Origin of the sequence: Nostoc favosum CHAB5714 (assembly GCF_020829495.1) — a bacterium.
GTDB lineage: Bacteria > Cyanobacteriota > Cyanobacteriia > Cyanobacteriales > Nostocaceae > Nostoc > Nostoc favosum.
In genome coordinates this window covers 20,231-44,547 of sequence record NZ_JAIVFQ010000040.1, presented here as the reverse complement: position 1 = coordinate 44,547, position 24,317 = coordinate 20,231, and the positions used below count along the sequence as shown (strand labels likewise).

The window sequence follows — 24,317 nt, the reverse complement described above, 5'->3', positions numbered from 1 at the left end:
TTCGTAATACTTCGGCTACGCTCAGTACAAGTTCGTAATTATTACCCCACGACTGAAGTCGCTTGCTCTGAAATAAGGAATAAATTTATTTGTCTCCATAAACTTTAGTTAGTTGCTCTGTACCTTTAATTACGAATTACGTTAGCGTAGCGGTAGCGATAGCGCAGCGTTAGCGAGGAACGAGCGTCGGAACGAGCGTCATTACGAATTAGTAATTATTTGGTCAGAATAATGGAAAAATCAGCAGCTAACTTACTTTACTTATGAATGTACTTGTGATCAAGCGGTTCTCGGTTGAGTAGGTACTGAACCCCACCCCCTGCCTATTATCAAGCTACCATTTTAAAACTTGCAAAAGCCTTGATCTACAAAACTTTTGACTTTTGATTTTTGAATGAGTGACTTCCGCCTTGCGGTAATGCATCTTGTGGAAGTTCCTCAAATATCGATATCCATAGGAGACTAGAGAAAGAAGAAGAAAATATATCTGATACGTTTTCAAGCAGCGAAGGCTGTAACTAGTTAAGGAGGATTTATGCGTGCAGTACTAATGGCGGGGGGTTCGGGAACGCGGCTTCGCCCGTTAACTTGCGATCTGCCTAAACCGATGGTGCCGATCCTTAATCGACCAATAGCCGAACATATTATCAATCTCCTCAAACGACATCAAATTACAGAAGTTATTGCGACATTACATTATTTACCTGATGTCTTGCGAGACTATTTTCAAGATGGCAGTGATTTTGGCGTTCAGATGACATACGCCGTCGAAGAAGATCAGCCTCTGGGTACAGCAGGCTGTGTGAAAAACATTGCTGAACTTCTTGATGAAACCTTTTTAGTCATTAGCGGTGATAGCATAACAGATTTTGACCTCACGGCAGCGATCGCATTTCACAAACAGAATAAGTCAAAAGCTACTTTGATTTTGACCAGGGTTCCTAACCCGATTGAGTTTGGGGTGGTGATTACCGATAAGGAAGGACGAATTCGGCGATTTTTAGAAAAACCCTCTAGTAGTGAAATTTTTTCTGATACCGTCAATACTGGCACTTACATTCTCGAACCAGAAGTTTTAGAATATCTGCCAGCAAACGTTGAATGTGACTTTTCCAAAGACTTATTCCCTTTGTTACTAGCAAAAGATGTAGCCCTGTATGGTTACATTGCTCAAGGTTACTGGTGTGATGTCGGTCACTTAGATGCCTATCGTGAGGCTCAGTATGACGCCTTAGATCGGAAAGTGCAACTAGATTGTGCCTACAAAGAAGTTTCCCATGAATTATGGGTTGGTCAAAATACTTACATTGACCAGACGGCTGTGATTGAAACCCCAGTAGTGATTGGTGATAATTGCCGCATCGGTGCAAGAGTACAAATTGAGGCAGGAACTGTAATTGGCGATAATGTCACTATTGGCGCTGATGCGAATCTCAAACGTCCGATAGTGTGGAATGGGGCATTTATTGGCGATGAAGCACATCTTTCTGCTTGTGTAATTTCCCGTGGCGCTCGTGTAGACCGCCGCGCTCAAGTATTAGAAGCTGCTGTTGTGGGTTCGCTTTCCACGGTGGGAGAAGAAGCCCAAATTAGCCCCGGTGTGCGCGTTTGGCCCAGTAAAAAGATTGAGTCAGGGGCAGTTTTAAACATTAACTTAATTTGGGGGAACACCGCCCAACGGAATTTATTCGGGCAACGTGGTGTCCAAGGATTAGCTAATATCGACATCACCCCAGAATTCGCCGTGAAATTGGGAGCTGCTTACGGTTCTACCTTAAAACCAGGCTCTAAGGTAACGGTTTCCCGTGACCAGCGTAATATCTCTCGGATGGTGACGCGATCGCTTATTGCTGGTTTGATGTCAGTAGGTATTGATATTCAAAACCTCGATGCTACAGCTATCCCCATTGCCCGCACCGTTATACCCACAATGTCGGTAACTGGTGGTATCCATGTGCGGGTACACCCCGATCGCCCTGACTACATTTTGATTGAATTCATGGATGCCAAGGGCATTAATATCACCAAAGCCCTGGAAAAGAAAATTGAAGGGGCTTACTTTAAGGAGGATATGCGGCGGGCGCTAATCCATGAAATTGGCGATGTGTCTTACCCCAGCCAAGTGAATGACCGCTACTGTACTGCTTTTGAAAAACTATTGCATGTTCATACACTCCGCAACAGCAGAGCAAAAGTGGTGATTGACTATGTTTATGCCGTATCGGGGGCAGTTTTACCCCAAATGTTGGATAAATTTGGTGCTGATGCAGTGGTGCTGAATGCCAGTGTCAATAAAACGGCGATGTCAGTAACTGACCGAGAAGGACTGCTGACTCAGTTAGGTCATGTAGTAGAGGCATTGAAAGCTAACTTTGGTGTGCAAGTCACGGCTAATGGAGAACAACTGATTTTAGTTGATGAATCAGGCTACCCAATTCGTGGGGAAACTTTAACTGCACTGATGGTAGACATGATTCTGACGGCTAACCCCAGAGGAACGGTAGTAGTGCCAGTTCATGCTTCCAGTGCCATTGAACAAGTCGCCCGCCGCCACGATGGCAGAGTGATTCGCACTAAAGCCAACCCCACAGCTTTAATGGAGGCTTGTCAAAAAAACCCGAATGTGGTAATAGGAGGTAGTGGAGATACTGGTTTTATTTTCCCGCAACTGCATCCGGGATTTGATTCTATGTTCTGCATTGCGAAGATAATTGAGATGTTGACTATACAGGAGCGATCGCTTGCTGCTGCGCGGTCAGAATTGCCCCGTGTAATTCACAAAACTTATACAATACGCTGCCCGTGGACAGCTAAGGGTGCTTTGATGCGTTACTTGGTGGAAACTCATCCAGCTCAAAACCTAGAACTCATTGATGGAGTGAAAATTTGTCAACCCTACGATGACAGTTGGCTGTTAGTTTTACCAGATGCCAGCGAACCACTAGTGCATTTGTATGCAAATAGCAACGATCGCGAATGGGTAGATGAGACTGTGAGAAACTACCGCACCCGTGTCCAGACTTTTGTGGAAAGACAACAAGAATATCAACCCGCCGAAGCGTAATTTGTAATGACGCTCGTGGACTCGCTAACGCTGCGCTAACGTAATTCGTAATTCGTAATTCGTAATTGAATTTTTTAATTACGAGCTACGAATTATGTTGACCAACCGCCCAACTATCGGAAGAAAAGTAGGCTTTCACTTTTGCCTCTGTAGTTTGCTCAAAGTATTAACAATTGACCAAAAATATAGATAGTTTATATTTATAAATTAGAAATTTAAAATACTACTAAAGAAAGAATATAGTAAGCTGTTACGCATTTAACTTGTACATTTACCTGATGACTGATGACTGTTGACCGTCAACCGTCAACGATTATAAAGAATGTTTATATAATTTAGACGCATATCAGCTTAATCTTAAATCATTTGTGAAAAGTTAGATACCCGATTTATTGGGGAAGCCGGGCATCTGGAAACTGATAATTTTTAGAAATAAAATAGGATTGCTATAACTAATATGATGTCCGGATAATTAAGCATAATACCTGGAACCCCAAAGAGCCAAAGCTTTGCTTTGTCTCCCCTCCTGAAGAGCGGGGAGGGGTTGGGGGTGGGGTTCTTTTATTATGGATAATTTGGCGGACATGATATAACGCTCCTACAATGCTTTGAGCGGGGTTCAAAATTCTCATCGAGGGCATTCTGGTAAACTTCTCTGGGCGTAATTGCAATCAAAATAAATTAGAGCTTCCCTAGTAGAGGTGAATCCTCTACTTGTGGAGTATGCGTCACTGTTTGGACTTGCTTCAGATGACCAGATTTTCAAATAGTAATGACTATTATCATCGCTAGACCATAATTCATAACGGTAATTACCTCCTGAACCCTGACTATTTAAGTAGTCAGCTAGTACTTTATTTGATGCAGACAACAAGCTCAATACAGTCAAAACAGGAATTACAGCTACTTTTAGTATTTGGATTAATTTCATAAATGCACAAAAAATTTACTTTCTCTAGCTTCCTTTACCGATGTATATTTTTAAATCAGTAACAGCCTGGAATATTGTGTGAGGATATCGTAAAGCACTTACAATAAGTTGAGGTTGAATGAACCGCCGCCTGCCTTTTCGATTTATTCCCTGAAATACTTTACAAAATTTTACTTAAATCAAATGATAAAAACTTTCAATAAGTCTGGTAGGATATTTTCAGGCTTATTGAGATAGATATTCATTAAGGTAAGAATATATTTCAATAAGGCAAATAGGTATCCTGGCGATCGCAAAACTATATATCAGGTGAAAATATGTCGAAAAAAATCGGTCTGTTCTACGGGACTCAAACTGGTAACACTGAATCTGATGCTGAAAAAATTCGGGATGAGTTTGGTGATGAGGTTGTAACATTACATCCCATTTATGAGGCGGATGCTACCACCTTTGATGAGTATGAATTGCTGATTATTGGCTCTCCCACTTGGGATATTGGTCAACTTCAGAGCGATTGGGAAGGTTTTTTCCCCGATCTTGATGAAATAGATTTTAGTGGTAAGCTGGTTGCCTATTTTGGTGATGGAGACCAATATGGCTATGCCGATAATTTCCAGGATGCAATGGGAATTCTAGAAGAAAAAATTTCCCAGCGAGGCGGTAAAACTGTTGGCTACTGGCCAACTGAGGGTTATGACTTTGAGAATTCTAGAGCTTTGAAAAATGGCAAGTTTGTAGGGCTGGCACTTGATGAAGGTAGTCAATCTGATCTAACAGACGAGCGAATTAAAACTTGGGTTGCTCAGTTGAAAAGAGAATTTGGTTTGTAGAGATTAGGGGCGCACCACTGTGCACCTTTATTGAATAGGACTTACGCACACTCTACGAATCATTGGCGTTCTTCTCTACGAGACGCTGCGCGTTGGCAGAAGCCTCTCGTAGAGATGGCGGTTCGAGAAATTAAGCTTTTTGGCAATTTTTGCGTAAGTCCTGTTGAAATTGATAATTTAGAAGTTATAGGTATTTATGTCTGAGTCATTTGATGTTTTGTGGTTAAGTGCGAGTCCTGTTTTGCAGCGTTTTGATAAACCATTACTTGAATATTTATCTGGGTATATAAGCGTCGCCCAGTGGGAATACCAGCAAACCAAAGATGAAGCTAGTTCCATAGATCAAGCTGTGGAGTTGCTATATGAGTTTTTAGAATGGCGCGATCGCCCCGTGCATTTGGCAGGTCATGGGATGGGTGGTGCGATCGCCTTAACCTTTGCCCGTCGATTTCCCCAAAAAGCGCGATCGCTCACCTTGCTAGCTGTAGCAGCTCAACCGGCAAACAATTGGCACGCTCACTATTACTTTCAACGACAACTTTTTAGCATCAGCCGTGAGCTAGTTTTAGCAAGCAGCGTTCGCAGTCTATTTGGAAATCAACCGCCTCACACCACTAAAAAGTTAGTAGCTGCCTTAGATAAAGATTTAGAACAATCTCCCTCGTCACACTCTTTATTTAAGTTGGTTGATTTACCCAAGGGTGGAGTTTTTATGCCAATGATGGTGTGTGGTAGCAAGAGTGATCCGATAGTTAACCCAACTGCATTGCATGACTGGTTAAATTGGTTGAAGCCAGAAGATAAACTTTGGGAATGCCCAGAAGGATATCATTTTTTTCACTACTTCTATCCTCAACAGGTTGGTGAAGAGATTTTAAGTTTTTGGAAACACCACCATCCACATCTAGTAGAAGCATCTGCACTATCTTTTAGCAGTTCTACAAATTAGTAATAAGATACAAGAGTGCGATGCCTACGGCGGGCTACTCGGCGTCGCATTTGTGAAATTAGGTATGATGGGGTGCGATCGCTAATTATTTTACCACTCATTATTGATGGTTTATCGTCTCAAGCTGGGTGTAATCATTCGGATAGGTGTTCTCGAAAATAAAGGCGATATAAATTACAAAGGCATTGAACTTCATTTCCTTTAAATTCAATTAAGCCTAGACTGCGTAATTTAAAACTTTGTACAGAGTCTAACTTCACAGGAATATCACTCTCAATCCTATAACCTTACTCCCATTCTACAAAAATTATGCAAAATCTCACTAGAATTACTCGTAATCCTGAAGTGATGGGCGGCAAACCCTGTATTCGAGGAATGCGTGTCACTGTTGGTACTATCGTCGGCTTAATGGCATCTGGACATAGTAATAGCGAGATTATCAAAGCATATCCCTACCTCGAAGAAGCCGACATCTATGAGGCACTTGCCTACGCTGCATGGCGGGCTGAAGAGATTGAAGTCCCTCTTAGAAGTGCATGAACATTTTGATTGATATGAACCTTTCCCCTGATTGGGTTGCGGTTTTTGAGAGGTACAATATTTACGCTGTCCACTGGTCTACGGTTGGCGATCCCCGTGAGAAAGATTCAATAATTATGGAGTGGGCAAGAACTAATAGATATATCGTCTTTACTCACGATTTAGACTTCGGTTCCTTGCTAGCTGCGACAGGTGTCGATACTCCCAGTGTCATTCAGGTTCGTACCCAGGATGTTTTGCCAAAGAGTATCGAAAATCTAGTCATTTCAGCCCTGAATCAGTTTGAGTCCTCACTAGAGACAGGCGCATTAGTTACTGTTGATCAAAGCCAATCCAGAGTGCGTATTCTACCAATTAGACGTGGATAGTATTAGGGAAATATTGCTAACTCAGTTTCTGGGTCAAAAAAGTGAATTTTCTCTGGAGTTAGCGATAACCATAGTTGCTCACCAACTTGTACAAATCGGTTATTAATGAAAGCCGTCCTAGAAGTGCGTAGCTATAGACTCATTTTTTCGGTAATAGCCAATCGTATAAGTTCGTAGTTGGTGCTTTAGCGCTAAAGCCCTAACTACGAACCATGCCTACCCCTCAATCTAACCAATTAATTTCTGCCAGCTAGCAGGGCCGATAATCCCATCAGCATCTAAACCATTTTGCTTTTGAAAGTTCTTAATAGCAACCTCTGTTTGCGGCCCGTAGACGCCATCATTCTCAACACCTAAACGGTATTGCAAGTATCTGACAACTGCACCACCGGCATGGTTTGCTCTGATAATTCGTTTTGCCAAAATTAGATTTATGGCATTCCATGTAGTTGAGTCAGCAATTCCAGTCGCTTGAACTTCAACAATAGTCTGAAATTTTTCTACGGCAGATTTTGTATTAGCCCCGGTGAAGCCATCTTCTACTAACGCCTTACCATTTCTATCAGTTATTTTGAGCCGATTTAAGGATTTTTGCAGTCGGAGAATAGTGGCATCTACATTATCTTCTTCATCTTGTACAGGGTTAACAGGAACACTTGGCAATTTACCAGTTAAGCCTTTGACGATCGCATTAGCCATTGCTTCAGGATTAAAAAGATTCATATCTTTTTGCGAATCGACAAAGCAACATTCTATCAAGATAGCAGGCATATCTGTATTTTTCAGAACATACAAGTGCGAACCACTCTTAACGCCACGATTAAAAAATCCTAACTTGACAATTTCATCTAATACAGGTTTAGCGATTTTTCTTCCATTTTCGCTAGTTGCAAAAACTTCTGTGCCATTAGCTTGTCTGTTAAAAGCATTAAAATGAATTGAAACAAAAATATCTACTCTACTCGCATTAGCTGTAGAACATCTTTTTGAGAGTGAGTCACGGACTGTACTAGCACTACTTGGTTTACATACTACGACTTCATTTCCTAAAGCTCTTAACTTGGCTATAACTCTATTACCTACATCTAAAGTTAAATTATCCTCAACTTTGATGCCTCTAGCTCCTGTGTCTGGTGGACAATTGTGCCCACTATCAATTCCAAATTTCATGATTTAATCCTTAACTTACTTATTTTGATACTGCTTCAAAACTCTTCAAGTTTGAGAGGAAAAGTTTTGTTCCTAAATTTGTTTAGCTACTTATATCATGTTCGCATAATTAGTTATGATTTCCACAGTCATTGCACCCCACACGCTATCCGGCTCCACGCAGGTGAACCCCAAGACCGCACTGGCTCCCCAAAATCTCCCCTCCCCGCAAGCAGGAGGGGAGACGAAGCGACGATTGTCTCTTTGGGGTTCTTCGGGTTTAATAAGTAATCAAGTGAACATGATATTATTGGCAACCTCGGCATTATTTTAACCATTAACATACTGATAAATAAAATAAGTTTTTTGCAAACTTTTTAAGCAGATTTTATGTGGCAAAGCCCGCTTTTTGCAAGGTTTATTGGAAGAAAAAACACAACCCTCATAATTTATCAAAATCAGAAACAATATAGTGATTGTTGCAATAAACTGAAATGCAGCAATTACCCCCATCCTTAAAATAATAACGCTTCGTAAAAGTAGAAAGCTATGACAAATGTACCTAGTACAGCTTGGCGGAAGTTAAATAATTCGTAATGACGCTCGATGACTCGCTAACGCTGCGCTAACGTAATTCGTAAATTTTGTTTTGTAATGGGGATTTAACCCCAACACAAAACAAAATTTTTATTGAACCGGGGGACTTAAACCCACGGAACTAGTTAAAAGTCAAAAGTCAAAAGGCTTTCTGGCTGTAATGAAATGGTAGGTTTATTTGCGCCGAGCTGTATTACTGCAAGAAGGCAGAGGGGTAAAAGCAAGAAAACCGATAACACAGGCTTTTGTGCCTGAATAAATAGGATGTTTATTTCCGCCATTCTGTACTAGTACGGCTAAATGACCAAAATCTGTTGGTAGATATTTAACAATCAGCCTGAAAGCAGGTTTAAGATCAAAGTAAAGAAATATTTCGTAGCTTACAGGCATGAAACGCATCGTCTTGGTTGCTGGGTTTGAATCGTTTAACGCTGATTTGTATAGAAAAGCAGCTTTTTTGGCTAACTCTCGCTGTCCTGAGTTGGATATTCGGGTATTTAGCGATCGCGATCTTACCAACAAACGCACTGAGGTAGAAGCAGCACTTGATGGCGCTGATGTGTTTTTCGGTAGCCTACTATTTGATTATGACCAGGTTGTGTGGCTGCGCGATCGCATTGCCCAAATTCCCATTCGCCTAGTCTTTGAGTCAGCCTTGGAATTGATGAGTTTAACCAAGGTGGGTGACTTTGCCATTGGCGACAAACCCAAAGGAATGCCCAAACCAGTCAAATTCATCCTTGACAAATTTAGCAACGGACGAGAAGAAGACAAACTCGCTGGTTACATCAGCTTCTTAAAAATTGGCCCCAAACTATTGAAATATGTCCCAGTGCAAAAAGTCCAAGACTTACGCAACTGGTTAATTATCTATAGTTACTGGAATGCTGGCGGCCCAGAAAACGTAGCCTCATTATTCTGGACACTGGCAGAAAAATATTTAAATTTAAAAGTCGGCGACATTCCCCCGCTAATTGAAACCCCCAACATCGGATTACTCCACCCCGACTATCAAGGGTTTTTTGAATCGCCCCGCGAATATTTGGAATGGTATAAAACCCATTGTAGAGACGCGATTCATCGCGTCTTCCCAAATCGCGTATCCCCAAATCGCGTATCCCCAAATCGCGTATCCCCAAATCGCGTATCCCCAAATCGCGTATCCCCAAATCGCGTATCCCCAAATCGCGTATCCCCAAATCGCGTATCCCCAAATCGCGTCTCCCCAGTTATCGGAATTCTCCTCTACCGTAAACACGTCATCACCAAACAACCCTACATTCCCCAACTAATTCGCAGTTTTGAAAAAGCTGGGTTAACTCCTTTACCCATCTTCATCAACGGCGTGGAAGGACATGTGGCGGTACGAGATTTGATGACAACCGACCATGAAATTCAGCAACGACAACTAGGCAATATAGAGACTCCCTCACTATCAAGTGAAGCAGCAAAAGTAGATGCGATCGTTTCGACAATCGGCTTTCCTCTGGTGGGTGGCCCGGCTGGTTCAATGGAAGCAGGGCGTCAAGTGGAAGTAGCAAAACGCATCCTCACTGCCAAGAATGTACCTTATATTGTTGCTGCACCACTATTAATTCAAGATATTTCCTCGTGGACGCGCCAAGGTGTCGGCGGATTGCAAAGTGTCGTGTTGTACGCATTACCAGAATTGGATGGGGCTATTGATACCGTTCCCCTCGGCGGTTTGGTGGGCGAAAATATTTATCTGGTTCCCGAACGGGTGCAGCGATTAATTGGTAGGGTAAAAACTTGGGTGGCTTTGCGGCAAAAACCTGCATCGGAACGCAAGATTGCCATCATTTTATATGGCTTTCCTCCGGGTTATGGTGCTGTGGGTACAGCTGCATTATTAAATGTGCCGCGTAGTTTGCTGAAGTTTCTCCATGCACTCAAAGAACAAGGTTACACCGTCGGGGATTTACCAGAAGATGGGGAAGAATTGATTCGCTGGGTGAAAGAGGCGGATGAAATTGATGATGCAAAGAATATCCCTGCGTCCGTTAACGCCCGTACCTTAGAAAAATGGCTGGGATATCTGCAAACCTCCCGCATCGAAAAACAATGGAAATCTCTCACGGGGACTGGTATTAAAACTTATGGCGATGATTTTCAGATTGGCGGTGTGCAATTAGGAAATGTGTGGATAGGTGTACAACCACCTTTGGGTATACAAGGCGACCCGATGCGTTTAATGTTTGAACGGGATTTAACGCCTCATCCGCAATATGCTGCTTATTATAAATGGCTGCAAAATGAGTTTGAAGCTGATGCTGTCGTTCACTTTGGAATGCATGGGACGGTGGAATGGTTGCCTGGTTCTCCGTTGGGTAATACGGGTTATTCTTGGTCGGATATTCTGTTAGGAAATTTGCCTAATCTATATATATATGCGGCGAATAATCCGTCTGAGTCTATGTTGGCAAAACGTCGCGGTTATGGTGTATTGATTTCTCATAATGTACCTCCTTATGGGCGTGCAGGTTTGTATAAGGAATTGGTGGCGTTGCGTGATTTGATTTCGGAGTATCGTGAAGATCCGCAAAAGAATTATGTTTTGAAGGAAGGGATTTGTAAAAAAATTGTAGACTCTGGGTTGGATGCAGATTGTCCGTTTGAGGATGCTAAACGGTTGGGGATTGCGTTTACGCCGGAGAATGTGCGGATGTTTAGTGGTCATGCTTTTGATGATTATTTGGTGGAGTTGTATGAATATTTGCAGGTTTTAGAAAATCGGTTGTTTTCTTCTGGGTTGCATACTTTGGGGGAAGCACCGAATGAGGAGGAGTTGGGGTCGTATTTGGAGGCTTATTTTGGGGGGGAGGATGGAGTAAACGAACCGCAAAGGCGCAAAGGACGCGAAGAAGAGGAAAGGCTAATAAGGGATTTGTTGATGCAATCTACGGATGAGTTAACGAATTTGTTAAGGGGGTTGAATGGGGAGTATATTCCGCCTGCGCCTGGTGGGGATTTGTTAAGGGATGGGGCTGGGGTTTTGCCTACGGGGAGGAATATTCATGCTTTAGATCCTTATCGGATGCCTTCACCTGCTGCTTATGAACGGGGACGAGAAATTGCTCAAAAAATTATCGCCCAGCATTTGGATGAATATGGGAAATATCCGGAAACGGTGGCGGTGATGTTATGGGGATTGGATGCGATTAAAACTAAGGGTGAATCTCTGGGGATTCTTTTGGAGTTGGTGGGGGCTGAACCTGTTAAGGAAGGAACTGGTAGAGTTGTTCGTTATGAATTGAAGCCGTTGGCGGAGGTTGGACATCCCCGCATTGATGTGTTGGGTAATTTGTCTGGAATTTTCCGGGATAGTTTTGTAAATATCATCGAATTGTTGGATGATTTATTTCAACGGGCGGCTGATGCTGATGAATCAGATGATCAAAATTTTATTAGAAGACATGCTTTGGCTTTGAAAGCCCAAGGTGTAGAGAATGCATCGGCGAGATTGTTTTCTAATCCGGCGGGTGATTTTGGTTCTTTGGTGAATGATAGGGTGGTGGATGGTAACTGGGAATCTGGTGAGGAGTTAGGCAATACTTGGCAAAGTCGCAATGTATTCAGCTATGGGAGAGAAGATAAAGGTCAAGCTAGACCGGAAGTGTTGAATACGTTGTTAAAAACTAGCGATCGCATTGTTCAAGAAATCGATTCGGTTGAATATGGTTTAACTGATATTCAAGAATATTACGCTAATACTGGCGGGTTGAAAAGGGCAGCAGAAAAACAAGGCGGGAAGAAGGTTACAACCAGTTTTGTGGAAAGTTTCTCGAAGGATACTACACCGCGCAATTTAGATGATTTGCTGCGAATGGAGTACCGCACTAAGTTGGTAAATCCCAAATGGGCGCAAGCGATGGCGAATCAAGGTTCTGGTGGTGCTTTTGAAATTTCCCAACGAATGACGGCGTTGATTGGTTGGGGTGGTACTGCCGATTTTACCGATGATTGGGTTTATGACCAAGCGGCTGATACTTATGCGTTAGACGCAGAGATGGCGGATAAATTACGCAAGGCAAATCCTGAAGCTTTTCGCAATATTTTAGGGAGAATGTTGGAGGCACATGGGCGGGGTTTCTGGGAAGCTGATGGTGATAAGTTGGATAAGTTGCGTCAATTGTATGAGTTGACAGATGAGGAGTTGGAGGGTGTGACGGTTTAGAAAGTAGATGCGTTAAAAGTTCAAATTAAGACACTAACGATTAATAAAAATTATGGAAAATTCTTTTACTGCTGTATACGAAAAGTTAGATGACTGGTATATTGGCTACGTTCAAGAGTTACCAGGTGCAAATGTCCAAGAGAGAACGCTGGAAGAAGCTAGAGAAAGTCTACGGGAAGCGATAGAGTTGATTCTAATATCAAATCGGGAACTCGCAGAGCAACAACTCTCCGGTAAAGATGTCGTCCGTGAACAGATTAATGTCAAATTATAGTGAAAAGACGTGAATTGATTCGCCATTTGGAAAAGAACGGCTGTTTGTTTCTTCGAGAGGGTGGAAGGCATACGATTTATTACAATCCATCAAACAACAGAACCTCGGCAGTTCCAAGACATACTGAGATTGTTGATATTCTAGCTATCAAAATTTGCAAAGATTTGGAGATTTCCCCACCCTAGTGTTGTAAATGAAGCGTAAAGCCTTCTCTTGTCCTTCCGTTCGGGACGCTGCGCGAACAAAAACGCACTCGCGTTCGAGAGGCTTCTCTTTCAGAGACGCTAACGCGAACGCCTTCGGCATAGCTTCGCTTAAGGCGGTAACGTCTCGTAAGAGAAAAAGCGTAGCTTTGGGGTTCTTATTTTTAATTTATGCAAGAGGTATTATCTCAGACAACAAGCAAAACGATCGCTCCTACGCTTGAAACTGTGAAAATTTAAACCTTTGCAGCTAAGATTACTTCATCTATAAGAAAGGCTTAAGTTTTTATTGCAAATGTATAAGCAGTTGCTACAAATGCTTAATACTTTGCAACAAATGTTCTTCCATGTATAAGAAAGGCTTAAATCATTGCAGCAAATGTATAAGTCGTTGCTGCAAATGTTTAATACTTTGCAACAAATGTTCTTCCATGTATAAGAAAGGCTTAAATCATTGCAGCAATTGTTGTAACGAACTTATGAATCTATCGAACAAAGGCAGAGCGCAGTGGTTCGGCTTCGCTCACCAACCAGGCAGGTTAAGAAGATTTGTAGGTCAATACAGTTCAGTTAAGCTTTTTTTCTCCCCCTGCTTCCTCTGCCTCCCCTGCTCAAGAACAGCCTGCCTTAACAGATAAATTTGCTTAACTGAACCGTATTGATTTGTAGGTTGGGTTGAACTTTAGTGTTACCCAACAAATCTTTGAAAATGTTGGGTTTCGTTCCTCAACCCAACCTACATTAGAGTTATTTTTTAGGCTTAACCGAACAGTATTGGAGGGCAGTGGTTCGGCTTCGCTCACCAACCAGGCAGAACAAATTTATTTACTACCTATAGTAAGATATAGCCTAAGTGAAATTAACTAAACCTTTAGAGATGCAATCGCAACTGATTTGATATATTTCCCCATGACAATCAGAAATCTTTTCGTATAAAACAGTACTAGCAACCTAGTAACAGAGATGCATTATGGCACGTCGTAAAAGAAATTCCAGCGTTTTAGAACGAGCCGATCGCCGGATTGAAAGTTTACAATCTATCAGTGTAGAACTTGACTTTGGCCAAGGATTGACTATACAAGCTTACACCATGACAATTAACGATCTCCGGTCTAAGCTTGCTGCCTACAACACTACATTATCTACCATTGACAAACTCACAGATGACCTGAATAACGCAGAACAGGCTGTAATAACGATGTCAGAAAAAATGTTACTAGGAGTTGGCAGCCGTTACGGTAAAAACAGCCAAGAATATGAGATGGCGGGTGGTGCTAGACGAGGTAATACCAAGAAGAAGCAAAGCTTAATAAGCAATTCCCAAGTCACCAATTCTTTAGCAGCCGATTCTGTTAACCTTTCTTCTGTCAATGGATCTATGAATGGGGCGTTGGGTGCGATCGTGAGTTGAGTAAAATCCAATAGGGTTTAGTTATACGTTAAATTGACGCCTATGGGCACTGCCTATTAGTGTCAACAAAAGCCTAGAAATAGCTTATCTGTTAGCTTCCTCACCCGCCTGGGAATCAATTCCCAGGCTAACAGCTAAAGTCTACTAAAGTAGACTAAATATTTTTGAGTATATTTAGTCATCTTCAGATGACTTTTGCTATTAGCAAGGAACTTCAGTTCCTTGCGGGATATCAATTTTACCTACTATTTGACCGCAAGTCCCTTATTCCTCAATACGCTTGGGATAAGCTTTTTTCTCCCCCCTGCAACGCCAGCATCCCCTGCTCAAGAACAGCCTGCCTCAACGGACAAATTTCTTAACCCAAGCGTATTGCCTTATTCCTATTTCTTCAACTGCTGCACAAACGCATTATGTTCCGGTGACTTCAACCCCGCTTGCACCACCTCCAACACTCGCACCATCTGATTGTTTAACAGCGCCTCCACCGCTAACCACAAACCCGGAAACACCCCAGAGCGAATAATTCCATCTGCACTGGGAGATAGCGATCGATAGTCGCCATCAATTAGGCAAAACCATTCAATTTTATTCTCGTAAGATTGCCAGATTACGTACTCCAACACCCCATTACGGCGATAAACCTGCTTTTTGCTCCCTGTATCGATCGCAACGCTACTCGCTGCAATTTCAACAATCAATTCGGGAGATCCTTCAATGTAACCGTCGCGGCTCAAACGGGTTTGTCCGCCTGCGTCTGGTTCAATAAACAGCACTACATCTGGCTGGGGTTCATTGTCTAAATCTAGTCTGACTGTTGGTTCAACGCTTAAGTCAACGCCGGGAGTCAGTGATTGGTAGACTCCTAACCAAGTTATGACCCGACTGTGGGGTTTGCCATGTTGCTCATGTCTTAAGGGAGATGCCACGTAAACGATTCCTTCAATCAGTTCTGCTTTCTTGATATGGGGTGCAGCCGCATAACGCCGTTCAAATTCAGGGCGAGTTAGGCGATCGCCACTTTCAAGCGGAGGCAGATGTCTCTGGGCTGAGTACTCTCTAACCATTTGCCAATCCTTGGAGTTGCCGGATATTTCTGACTTTAGCAAACCTTCAGTTCTCAGTTAGGATTTCTTGATTTGCTGCTTTCCTCAAATTCCAAAAATCATAAAACGTAATGTTAATTGTCATCGTGTGTTCTACCGCAGGGCTATTTCGTTCTAGACATAAACCGCCCAGAACTAAAGTTCCGGGCTAATAGCAAAAGTCGTCTAAAGACGACTAAAAGCCTTTATTAGTCGTCTTTAGACGACTTTTGCTATTAGCCTCAGAATTTATTCTGAGGCGGGCTAGATGAGAATGAAATAGCCCTGGTTCTACCGTGCGATCGCTTACTCGCCCAAGTTAGGCATCGCCGACAATTGATGCTGCATAACAGAGTCCAACTAGCTATCATTAGCTAAGTGGTATGCCAGATACATCGACGGCAATACCATTTAGTTAGCAGTCTTTATCAACTGCTTACACTCGCACCCATTAAAAATTAGTTTGATCCACTTTCTATTCCCTACTCTCTATTTTGATCCGCATTACCTAAAAGTTATCTCACGAGGTACGGGGTGCAAAAAATACAAAAAATTCCTCAAGATTCAAGATTAAGGATAAGGCTATGGCAACCGAACAGTTAACTAGAGACAGCGATAATCTAGATTTAAATCAGCTACTAAGAACGCTGAATGCTGTTAAACAGGGTGATTTCTCTGCTCGGATGCCTATAGACCATACTGGTGTAGCGGGTAAAATAGCTGATACGCTTAATGATATTATTGATCAAAATGAGCGGATGGCGGCGGAGCTACAGAGGATTGGTAATGTTGTCGGCAAAGAAGGCAAAATTGCCGATCGCGCCTCTCTCGGAGATGTTCGTGGTTCCTGGTCAGATTGTGTTACTTCTGTCAATAGTCTAATTACAGATTTAGTTCAACCAACAGCTGAAACTACTCGCGTAATTCGATCTGTCGCTAATGGTGACTTATCCCAAACGATCGCAACAGAAATTGACGGCAGACCCCTCCAAGGTGAGTTTCTCCAAACTGCTAATATCGTCAACACGATGGTAGATCGTCTCGGTTCTTTTGCATCGGAAGTAACAAGAGTTGCCCGTGAAGTAGGAACCGAAGGGAAGTTGGGCGTTCAAGCCGAAGTGCAAGGTGTTGCTGGCACTTGGAAGGATTTGACTGATAACGTTAACTTGATGGCGGGTAATCTCACCGGACAAGTTCGCAACATTGCCGAAGTTGCAACTGCGATCGCAAATGGTGACTTATCCAAAAAAATCACTGTCGATGTCAAAGGCGAAATTCTAGAACTAAAAAACACCGTCAACACGATGGTGGATCAGCTTAATTCTTTTGCATCGGAAGTGACGCGGGTGGCGCGTGAGGTGGGAACTGAAGGTAAATTGGGCGTGCAAGCCGAAGTTAAAGGAGTAGCAGGTACTTGGAAGGATCTGACAGATAACGTTAACTTAATGGCAGGGAATTTGACAGCCCAAGTCCGTAACATTGCGGAAGTGACAACGGCGGTAGCGAATGGCGACCTTTCCAAGAAAATCACTGTTGATGTCAAAGGCGAAATTTTAGAGTTGAAAAACACCGTTAACATCATGGTGGATCAACTTAATTCCTTTGCATCGGAAGTAACAAGAGTTGTCCGTGAGGTGGGTGCAGAAGGAAAATTAGGCGGTCAAGCAGAAGTTCGCGGGGTAGCGGGTACGTGGAAAGACCTGACCGATAGTGTGAATTTCATGGCGGGAAGCTTGACGGCACAAGTGCGGAATATTGCCGAAGTGACAACGGCGGTTGCAAATGGCGACTTATCTAAAAAAATCACTGTCGATGTGAAAGGTGAAATTCTGGAACTCAAGAACACCATCAACACAATGGTGGATCAGCTTAATTCCTTTGCATCGGAAGTCACAAGAGTTGCGCGTGAGGTGGGAACTGAAGGTAAATTGGGCGTGCAAGCAGAAGTTAAAGGAGTGGCGGGGACTTGGAAAGATTTAACTGACAACGTTAACTTAATGGCGGGTAATCTCACCGGACAGGTGCGAAATATTGCTGAAGTTGCCACTGCGATCGCAAATGGCGATCTATCTAAAAAAATCACCGTCGATGTCAGAGGTGAAATTTTTGAACTGAAAAATACCATCAATATAATGGTGGATCAACTCAGTTCCTTTGCAAGTGAAGTCACAAGGGTTGCCCGTGAAGTTGGCAGTGAAGGTAAACTGGGTGTGCAAGCCGATGTGCGCGGTGTGGCTGGCACTTGGAAAGATTTAACCGACAGCGTAAACTTCATGGCGGGAAGTTTAACGGCACAGGTGCGGAATATTGCCGAAGTGACTACGGCGGTTGCAACAGGCGATTTATCTAAGAAAATCACTGTCGATGTCAAAGGTGAAATTCTGGAACTCAAAAACACCATTAACACAATGGTGGATCAGCTTAACTCTTTTGCATCAGAAGTCACAAGGGTTGCGCGTGAGGTGGGAAGCGAAGGGAAGTTGGGCGTGCAAGCAGAAGTGCGGGGCGTGGCTGGCACTTGGAAAGATTTAACTGACAGCGTGAACTTCATGGCAGGAAGCTTGACGGCGCAAGTGCGAAATATTGCCACCGTCACCACCGCCGTAGCAAACGGCGACCTTTCTAAGAAAATCACCGTTGATGTCAAAGGCGAAATTCTGGAGTTGAAAAATACCATTAACACAATGGTGGATCAACTCAGTTCCTTTGCAAGTGAAGTGACGCGAGTCGCCCGTGAGGTGGGAACTGAAGGTAAATTGGGTGTACAAGCGGAGGTGAAAGACGTTGCTGGTACTTGGAAAGATTTAACCGACAGCGTGAACTTCATGGCAGGAAGCTTGACGGCACAGGTGCGGAACATTGCCGAAGTTACAACTGCGATCGCCAATGGTGATTTATCTAAGAAAATTACTGTTGCTGTCAAAGGCGAAATTCTGGAACTTAAAAACACCATCAATATAATGGTGGATCAACTCAACTCCTTTGCAAGTGAAGTAACGCGAGTGGCGCGGGAAGTGGGAAGCGAAGGTAAATTAGGTGTACAAGCAGATGTGCGCGGCGTAGCTGGAACTTGGAAAGATTTAACTGACAGCGTGAACTTCATGGCGGGAAGCTTAACGGCACAGGTGCGAAACATTGCCGCCGTTACCACAGCTGTAGCTAATGGCGACTTATCTAAGAAAATCTCCGTTGATGTCAAAGGTGAAATTTTAGAGTTGAAAAATACCGTTAATACAATGGTGGATCAACTCAATTCCTTTGCAAGTGAAGTAACGCGGGTGGCGCGGGAGGTGGGAACTGAAGGTAAGCTGGGTGTACAAGCAGAAGTTAAAGGTGTAGCCGGAACTTGGAAAGATTTAACTGACAGCGTAAACTTCATGGCGGGAAGTTTGACGGCACAAGTGCGGAATATTGCCGAAGTTACCACAGCCGTAGCTAACGGCGACTTATCCAAGAAAATCACCGTCGATGTGAAAGGTGAAATTCAGGAACTCAAAAACACCATTAATACAATGGTGGATCAGTTAAATTCCTTTGCATCAGAAGTTACAAAGGTTGCCCGTGAGGTGGGAACCGAAGGTAAATTGGGCGTGCAAGCTTACGTCAGGGGAGTTGCAGGGACTTGGAAAGATTTAACTGACAACGTTAACTCGATGGCGGGGAACCTCACCGGACAAGTTCGCAACATCGCGGAAGTTACCAAGGCGGTAGCTAATGGCGACCTTTCTAAGAAAATTACCGTCGATGCCAAAGGCGAAATTTTAGACTTGAAGAACACCACCAACACAATGGTGGATCAACTTAGTTCTTTTGCAAGTGAAGTAACGCGGGTGGCGCGAGAAGTGGGAACTGAAGGGAAGTTGGGCGGACAAGCGCAAGTCCAAGGTGTTGCAGGGACTTGGAAAGATTTAACAGATAATGTTAACTCGATGGCGGGGAACTTAACGGCACAAGTGCGCGGTATTGCCAGAGTTGTAACGGCAGTTGCTAACGGTGACTTGAAACGGAAACTGATGTTAGACGCCAAGGGAGAAATTGAAACCTTGGCAGAGACAATCAACGAGATGATTGATACTCTAGCGACATTTGCCAATCAAGTAACCACAGTAGCGCGGGAAGTGGGAATCGAAGGGAAGTTGGGCGGACAAGCTAGAGTCCCTGGCGCGGCTGGGACTTGGAAAGATTTGACAGATAATGTGAACGAATTGGCTGCTACATTGACAACTCAGTTGCGAGCGATCGCAGAAGTTGCTACAGCTGTAACTAAAGGTGATTTAACTCGTTCAATTGCCGTCGAAGCATTAGGTGAAGTTGCCATCCTCAAAGACAACATCAATCAGATGATTGCCAATCTGCGGGAGACAACGCAGAAAAACACCGAACAAGATTGGTTGAAAACTAACCTAGCCAAGTTTACCAGAATGCTGCAAGGGCAGCGAGACTTGGAAACTGTATCTAAACTAATTCTCTCAGAACTGGCACCTTTAGTAGGAGCGCAACACGGCGTATTCTTCCTGATGGAGTCTGGAGAAAATGTACCGTATTTGAAATTAATTAGTAGCTACGCTTACCGCGAACGCAGACATCTAGCTAACCGCTTCCACTTGGGTGAAGGTTTGGTGGGACAATGCGCTTTAGAAAAAGAGCGAATACTGCTGACGGAAGTGCCAAGTGATTATGTCAGAATTGCCTCTGGTTTAGGAGAAGCAACTCCACTTAATGCCGTGGTGTTACCTGTACTTTTTGAAGGACAGGTGACAGCAGTCATAGAATTAGCTTCCTTCCGTCGCTTTAGCGAAATTCATCTGACATTCTTCGACCAACTTACCGAAAGTATAGCGATCGTCCTCAACACGATCGCAGCATCCATGCGAACTGAAGAATTACTCAAGCAGTCGCAATCTTTGGCTGAAGAACTCCAAACCCAGCAAGATGAACTCCGGGAAACCAACAAGCGCTTAGAACAACAAGCCCAATCACTCAAAACCTCGGAAGATTTACTCAAAGGACAGCAAGAGGAGTTGCAACAAACCAACGCTGAGTTAGAAGAAAAGGCAGAGTTGTTGGCGATGCAAAAGAAAGAAGTCGAGCGCAAAAATCGAGAAATTGAACAAGCAAGACTCTCTTTAGAAGATAAGGCTGAACAACTCGCCCTTTCTTCAAAATACAAATCAGAGTTTCTCGCCAACATGTCCCATGAACTGCGGACACCGCTAAACAGCTTGTTGATTTTGGCAAAGTTGTTGTCAGATAACATTGATCACAACCTCAGTGCCAAGCAAGTCGAATACAGCCAAACAATTTACTCAGCAGGTAATGATTTGTTGGCGTTAATCAATGACATTCTGGATCTCGCCAAAATTGAATCTGGAACTATGTCGATTGACATGACCCAAATGCCATTGACAGAATTGGGCGATCAGATTGAGCGCACCTTCCGACAAATCGCTCAGAGCAAAGGACTTGCTTTCACAATTGAATTGACTCCCGAATTGCCCACAACCATCTATACAGATGTCAAACGCTTACAACAGGTGTTAAAAAATCTCCTCTCCAACGCTTTTAAATTTACAGAGCGAGGGGAAGTACGCTTACAGATTGCGGTGGCGAAGCAAGGGTGGAGCAACGACCAAGTAACTTTAAATCGCGCCCAAAATGTCATCGCCTTCTCAGTCAGCGATACAGGCATTGGCATTGCCCCCGACAAGCAGAAAGTTATTTTCGAGGCATTTCAGCAAGCCGATGGCTCTACCAGTCGCAGATACGGCGGTACTGGATTGGGCTTATCAATTAGCCGTGAAATCGCCCGTCTCTTTGGCGGCGAAATTAAACTAATCAGTCAACCCGGTCAAGGTAGCACCTTTACATTCTACTTCCCCCAATTGAGTCCAGAGTTCCGAGTTCCGAGTCCTGAGTCAACATCAACACAATCTAGTACAGACGCGATTAATCGCGTCTCTACCCACTCCTCACTCCTCACTCCTAACTCCTCACTCCTCACTCCTAACTCCTCACTCCTCACTCCTAACTCCTCACTCCTCACTCCTAACTCCCCACTCCTAAATGACGATCGCACTACTATCGGCATAGGCGATCGCGTGTTACTAATTGTTGAGGATGACGTTAATTTTGCGCGTATCCTGCTAGATATGGCACAACAGCAAGGATTCAAGGTGATCACTGCCCAAACAGGCAGTACAGGTTTGATGTTAGCGCAGCAATTCCAGCCTTCAGCCATTTTGCTAGATATCAGGTTGCCAGAAATGGATGGTTGGACTGTATTAGATCGTCTGAAGCATGACCCAAATACCCGTCACATTCCTGTACATATCATGACAGTTGAGGAAGGGAGACAGCGCGGTTTGCAACTAGGAGCGATCGCATATCTGCAAAAGCCCTTAACCAGCGAGACAATATCCGAGGCGTTGGCCAAAATTAAAGGTTTTGTTGAGCGCCAGGTGAAAAATTTGTTAGTAGTCGAAGACGACGACACTCAACGGCTGAGTATTGTTGAGTTGATTGGCAACAGCGATGTTTCTACCACTGCTGTGGGCACTGGTGCAGCAGCTTTAGAAGCCATCCGCTCACAGCATTTTGATTGCCTCGTTCTCGATTTAGGGCTACCCGACATGACCGGGTTTGAACTTATCGAGCAGATAAAGCTTCTACCTCACGGCAAAACTTTACCAATCATTGTTTACACAGGTAGAGAAATTAGCAAAGCTCAAGAAACCGAACTCAGACGAATTGCCGAAACAATCATCATTAAAGATGTGCGATCGCCCGAACGTCTCCTCGATGAAACAGCATTATTTTTACACCGAGTCCAAGCAAATTTACCAGCACCCAAGCGAGAAATACTTGAACAACTGCATTCCATAGACCACTTACTCGCTGGCAAAAAAGCGCTAATTGTAGACGACGATGTGCGTAATATCTTTGCGCTGACAAGTATGCTGGAGCGTTATCAAATACAAGTTTTATATGCTGAAAACGGCAGAGAGGGGATTACCCTGTTGGAAACTACATCAGATATTGATGTCGTTTTGATGGACGTAATGATGCCAGAAATGGATGGTTACGAAACAACACGCTTAATCCGCCAAAACGAGCAATTTAAATCTTTGCCGATTATTGCACTGACCGCTAAAGCCATGCAAGGCGATCGCGAGAAGTGTATTGAAGCAGGCGCATCAGATTACATTACCAAACCTGTGGATACTGAACAACTGCTTTCACTATTGCGCGTTTGGCTATACCGTTGATAGGGGCAGGGGGCAGGGGGAGATGAGGGAGATGAGGGAGATGAGGGAGATGAGGGAGATGAGGGAGATGAGGGAGATGAGGGAGATGAGGGAGATGAGGGAGATGAGGGAGATGAGGGAGATGAGGGAGATGAGGGAGATGAGGGAGAATAATAATTCCTAACTCCTAACTCCTAACTCCTAACTCCTAACTCCTAACTCCTAACTCCTAACTCCTAACTCCTAACTCCTAACTCAGCACTAAAAAAGACGGCAGAGGAAAGCGATTATGAAACACCTTGAGGGTAAAGTGGCGTTGGTAACAGGTGCTACGCGGGGAATTGGGAGGGGAATTGCTATTGGCTTGGGTGAGGCTGGTGCAACTGTATACGTCACTGGGCGCAGCCTCAACAAATCTTCCAGTGATGCGGTTTTTGGGAGTCTTAGCGAAACCCAATCAGCTATAGAGGAAGCCGGTGGTGTGGGCATTCCTGTGCAAGTAGACCACAGCGACGATGAGCAGGTGCGTCTACTGTTTGAGCGCATCCAAGATGAGCAGGATGGACAACTAGACCTACTGGTGAATAATGCTTACTCAGGAGTTCAGGCATTAAAAGACGCTTATGGGCAGCCCTTTTGGGATTGTGAACCAAGTATTTGGGATGCTAGCAATAACGTTGGTCTTCGTAGCCACTATGTTGCGAGTGTTTTTGCTGCTCGAATGATGACCAAGCGTAACTCTGGACTAATTTGCACCATTTCCTCGTGGGGTAGCATGTCTTATATCTTTAATACAGCTTATGGTGCTGGTAAAGCAGCTTGCGATCGCCTAGCAGCTGATATGGCTGTTGAGTTAAAACCCCATAATGTCGCTTCTGTTTCAATTTGGCCAGGTATTGTTGGTACTGAGCTTTTTTCCCGTTTTGCTTCTGAAGTGAATCAAACCAGTGATACTGACCAAAAAAGCTCATTTCTTAGCGATCGCTACAACTGGGAAACTCCCTTACTAACTGGACGGGCGATCGCTGCACTTACTGGTGAGCCAAATGTCATGCGCCGTACAGGACGTGTGCAGATTGTTGCCGAACTAGCCAAGCAATATGGAATTGTAGATGAAAATGGCGATCGCCCGGCGTCGCTACGTTCTCTGTGTTTTGTGCTGCCAGCTGCATTACCTGTACTGAGAAAGTACTCATGGCTCATACCTGATATTAAAGTACCGTGGTCACTGCTGCTATTAGGGGCACTTAGTTCGCCTAAGATTTAATGAGCATAGGACATCGGGCATAGGGCAGGGATACTCGTAAATGAGTCTTTGATACTCGTTCATCCACCTTTAATACTCATTAATGAGTCTTTGATACTCGTTCATCCACCTTTAATACTCATTAATGAGTCTTTGATACTCGTTCATCCACCTTTAATACTCATTAATGAGTCTTTGATACTCGTTCATCCACCTTTAATACTCATTAAT

The 24,317-nt window shown here is 43.7% G+C and carries 16 protein-coding genes; 12 read left to right on the top strand and 4 right to left on the bottom strand.

The window, feature by feature from the left end:
- The first annotated feature begins 535 nt into the window (after positions 1-535).
- The gene (locus LC586_RS22745) at positions 536-3,064 is read left to right on the top strand and encodes a mannose-1-phosphate guanyltransferase (RefSeq protein ID WP_229486938.1); all 2,529 of its coding nucleotides are present in this window, start codon (positions 536-538) and stop codon (positions 3,062-3,064) included.
- Positions 3,065-3,692: 628 nt separating this feature from the next.
- Here LC586_RS22745 and LC586_RS22740 read toward each other — a convergent pair.
- On the bottom strand, positions 3,693-3,995 hold the full coding sequence (locus LC586_RS22740; protein WP_229486937.1) for a hypothetical protein: 303 nt from the start codon (positions 3,993-3,995) through the stop codon (positions 3,693-3,695).
- A 317-nt stretch (positions 3,996-4,312) separates the two neighbouring features.
- Between LC586_RS22740 and fldA the strand changes: the two genes are divergently transcribed.
- A complete protein-coding gene (fldA, locus tag LC586_RS22735; protein ID WP_229486936.1) occupies positions 4,313-4,825 on the top strand; it encodes a flavodoxin FldA in 513 nt (170 codons plus the stop codon).
- A gap of 196 nt (positions 4,826-5,021) precedes the next feature.
- Positions 5,022-5,774: an alpha/beta fold hydrolase gene (locus LC586_RS22730; RefSeq protein ID WP_229486935.1), complete on the top strand. Its 753-nt coding sequence runs from the start codon at positions 5,022-5,024 to the stop codon at positions 5,772-5,774.
- Between the two features lie 134 nt (positions 5,775-5,908).
- Here the strand turns inward: LC586_RS22730 and LC586_RS40775 are convergent, their stop codons facing one another.
- Complete coding sequence (locus LC586_RS40775; RefSeq protein ID WP_309143400.1) at positions 5,909-6,040, bottom strand: AAA-like domain-containing protein; 132 nt, start codon at positions 6,038-6,040, stop codon at positions 5,909-5,911.
- Between the two features lie 43 nt (positions 6,041-6,083).
- On the opposite strand from LC586_RS40775, the gene LC586_RS22720 reads away from it, so the two are divergent.
- Together LC586_RS22720 and LC586_RS22715 are read left to right on the top strand one after the other, a co-directional pair.
- Positions 6,084-6,314, top strand: coding sequence for a DUF433 domain-containing protein (locus LC586_RS22720; RefSeq protein ID WP_229486933.1), 231 nt, complete (start codon positions 6,084-6,086; stop codon positions 6,312-6,314).
- On the top strand, positions 6,311-6,682 hold the full coding sequence (locus LC586_RS22715) for a DUF5615 family PIN-like protein (protein WP_229486932.1): 372 nt from the start codon (positions 6,311-6,313) through the stop codon (positions 6,680-6,682). The genes LC586_RS22720 and LC586_RS22715 overlap by 4 nt, the downstream gene beginning before the upstream one ends.
- A gap of 228 nt (positions 6,683-6,910) precedes the next feature.
- On the opposite strand, the gene LC586_RS22710 is transcribed toward LC586_RS22715, so the two are convergent.
- Complete coding sequence (locus LC586_RS22710) at positions 6,911-7,852, bottom strand: N-acetylmuramoyl-L-alanine amidase (protein WP_229486931.1); 942 nt, start codon at positions 7,850-7,852, stop codon at positions 6,911-6,913.
- A 964-nt stretch (positions 7,853-8,816) separates the two neighbouring features.
- On the opposite strand from LC586_RS22710, the gene bchH reads away from it, so the two are divergent.
- The 4 genes from bchH (at position 8,817) to LC586_RS22690 (ending at position 14,511) form a co-directional block, all read left to right on the top strand.
- On the top strand, positions 8,817-12,623 hold the full coding sequence (gene bchH / locus LC586_RS22705) for a magnesium chelatase subunit H (RefSeq protein WP_229486930.1): 3,807 nt from the start codon (positions 8,817-8,819) through the stop codon (positions 12,621-12,623).
- 52 nt (positions 12,624-12,675) lie between these two features.
- The gene (locus tag LC586_RS22700; protein WP_229451659.1) at positions 12,676-12,897 is read left to right on the top strand and encodes a type II toxin-antitoxin system HicB family antitoxin; all 222 of its coding nucleotides are present in this window, start codon (positions 12,676-12,678) and stop codon (positions 12,895-12,897) included.
- Entirely contained in the window at positions 12,897-13,082 is a 186-nt protein-coding gene (locus LC586_RS22695) for a type II toxin-antitoxin system HicA family toxin (protein WP_100901366.1), read from the top strand. Before LC586_RS22700 ends, LC586_RS22695 begins: the two co-directional genes overlap by 1 nt.
- A 988-nt stretch (positions 13,083-14,070) precedes the next feature.
- Positions 14,071-14,511, top strand: coding sequence for a hypothetical protein (locus tag LC586_RS22690; protein ID WP_229486929.1), 441 nt, complete (start codon positions 14,071-14,073; stop codon positions 14,509-14,511).
- 383 nt (positions 14,512-14,894) lie between these two features.
- Here LC586_RS22690 and LC586_RS22685 read toward each other — a convergent pair whose 3' ends face one another.
- On the bottom strand, positions 14,895-15,578 hold the full coding sequence (locus LC586_RS22685) for a Uma2 family endonuclease (RefSeq protein WP_229486928.1): 684 nt from the start codon (positions 15,576-15,578) through the stop codon (positions 14,895-14,897).
- A 602-nt stretch (positions 15,579-16,180) separates the two neighbouring features.
- Between LC586_RS22685 and LC586_RS22680 the strand changes: the two genes are divergently transcribed.
- The 3 genes from LC586_RS22680 (at position 16,181) to LC586_RS22670 (ending at position 24,107) form a co-directional block, all read left to right on the top strand.
- A complete protein-coding gene (locus LC586_RS22680; protein ID WP_229486927.1) occupies positions 16,181-22,861 on the top strand; it encodes a HAMP domain-containing protein in 6,681 nt (2,226 codons plus the stop codon).
- 22 nt (positions 22,862-22,883) lie between these two features.
- A complete protein-coding gene (locus LC586_RS22675; RefSeq protein WP_229486926.1) occupies positions 22,884-23,024 on the top strand; it encodes a hypothetical protein in 141 nt (46 codons plus the stop codon).
- A 105-nt stretch (positions 23,025-23,129) separates the two neighbouring features.
- Positions 23,130-24,107: an SDR family NAD(P)-dependent oxidoreductase gene (locus LC586_RS22670; protein ID WP_229486925.1), complete on the top strand. Its 978-nt coding sequence runs from the start codon at positions 23,130-23,132 to the stop codon at positions 24,105-24,107.
- Positions 24,108-24,317 lie beyond the last annotated feature (210 nt).

What these genes read in the sequence shown, in the direction of transcription:
- bchH (WP_229486930.1), top strand. Translation starts at nt 8,817, where the DNA reads ATGAAACGCATCGTCTTGGTTGCTGGGTTTGAATCGTTTAACGCTGAT.
- LC586_RS22670 (WP_229486925.1), top strand. Translation starts at nt 23,130, where the DNA reads ATGAAACACCTTGAGGGTAAAGTGGCGTTGGTAACAGGTGCTACGCGG.
- LC586_RS22745 (WP_229486938.1), top strand. Translation starts at nt 536, where the DNA reads ATGCGTGCAGTACTAATGGCGGGGGGTTCGGGAACGCGGCTTCGCCCG.
- LC586_RS22715 (WP_229486932.1), top strand. Translation starts at nt 6,311, where the DNA reads ATGAACATTTTGATTGATATGAACCTTTCCCCTGATTGGGTTGCGGTT.
- LC586_RS22730 (WP_229486935.1), top strand. Translation starts at nt 5,022, where the DNA reads ATGTCTGAGTCATTTGATGTTTTGTGGTTAAGTGCGAGTCCTGTTTTG.
- LC586_RS22685 (WP_229486928.1), bottom strand. Translation starts at nt 15,578, where the DNA reads ATGGTTAGAGAGTACTCAGCCCAGAGACATCTGCCTCCGCTTGAAAGT.
- LC586_RS22710 (WP_229486931.1), bottom strand. Translation starts at nt 7,852, where the DNA reads ATGAAATTTGGAATTGATAGTGGGCACAATTGTCCACCAGACACAGGA.
- LC586_RS22740 (WP_229486937.1), bottom strand. Translation starts at nt 3,995, where the DNA reads ATGAAATTAATCCAAATACTAAAAGTAGCTGTAATTCCTGTTTTGACT.
- LC586_RS22720 (WP_229486933.1), top strand. Translation starts at nt 6,084, where the DNA reads ATGCAAAATCTCACTAGAATTACTCGTAATCCTGAAGTGATGGGCGGC.
- LC586_RS22680 (WP_229486927.1), top strand. Translation starts at nt 16,181, where the DNA reads ATGGCAACCGAACAGTTAACTAGAGACAGCGATAATCTAGATTTAAAT.
- LC586_RS22700 (WP_229451659.1), top strand. Translation starts at nt 12,676, where the DNA reads ATGGAAAATTCTTTTACTGCTGTATACGAAAAGTTAGATGACTGGTAT.
- fldA (WP_229486936.1), top strand. Translation starts at nt 4,313, where the DNA reads ATGTCGAAAAAAATCGGTCTGTTCTACGGGACTCAAACTGGTAACACT.
- LC586_RS22675 (WP_229486926.1), top strand. Translation starts at nt 22,884, where the DNA reads ATGAGGGAGATGAGGGAGATGAGGGAGATGAGGGAGATGAGGGAGATG.
- LC586_RS22690 (WP_229486929.1), top strand. Translation starts at nt 14,071, where the DNA reads ATGGCACGTCGTAAAAGAAATTCCAGCGTTTTAGAACGAGCCGATCGC.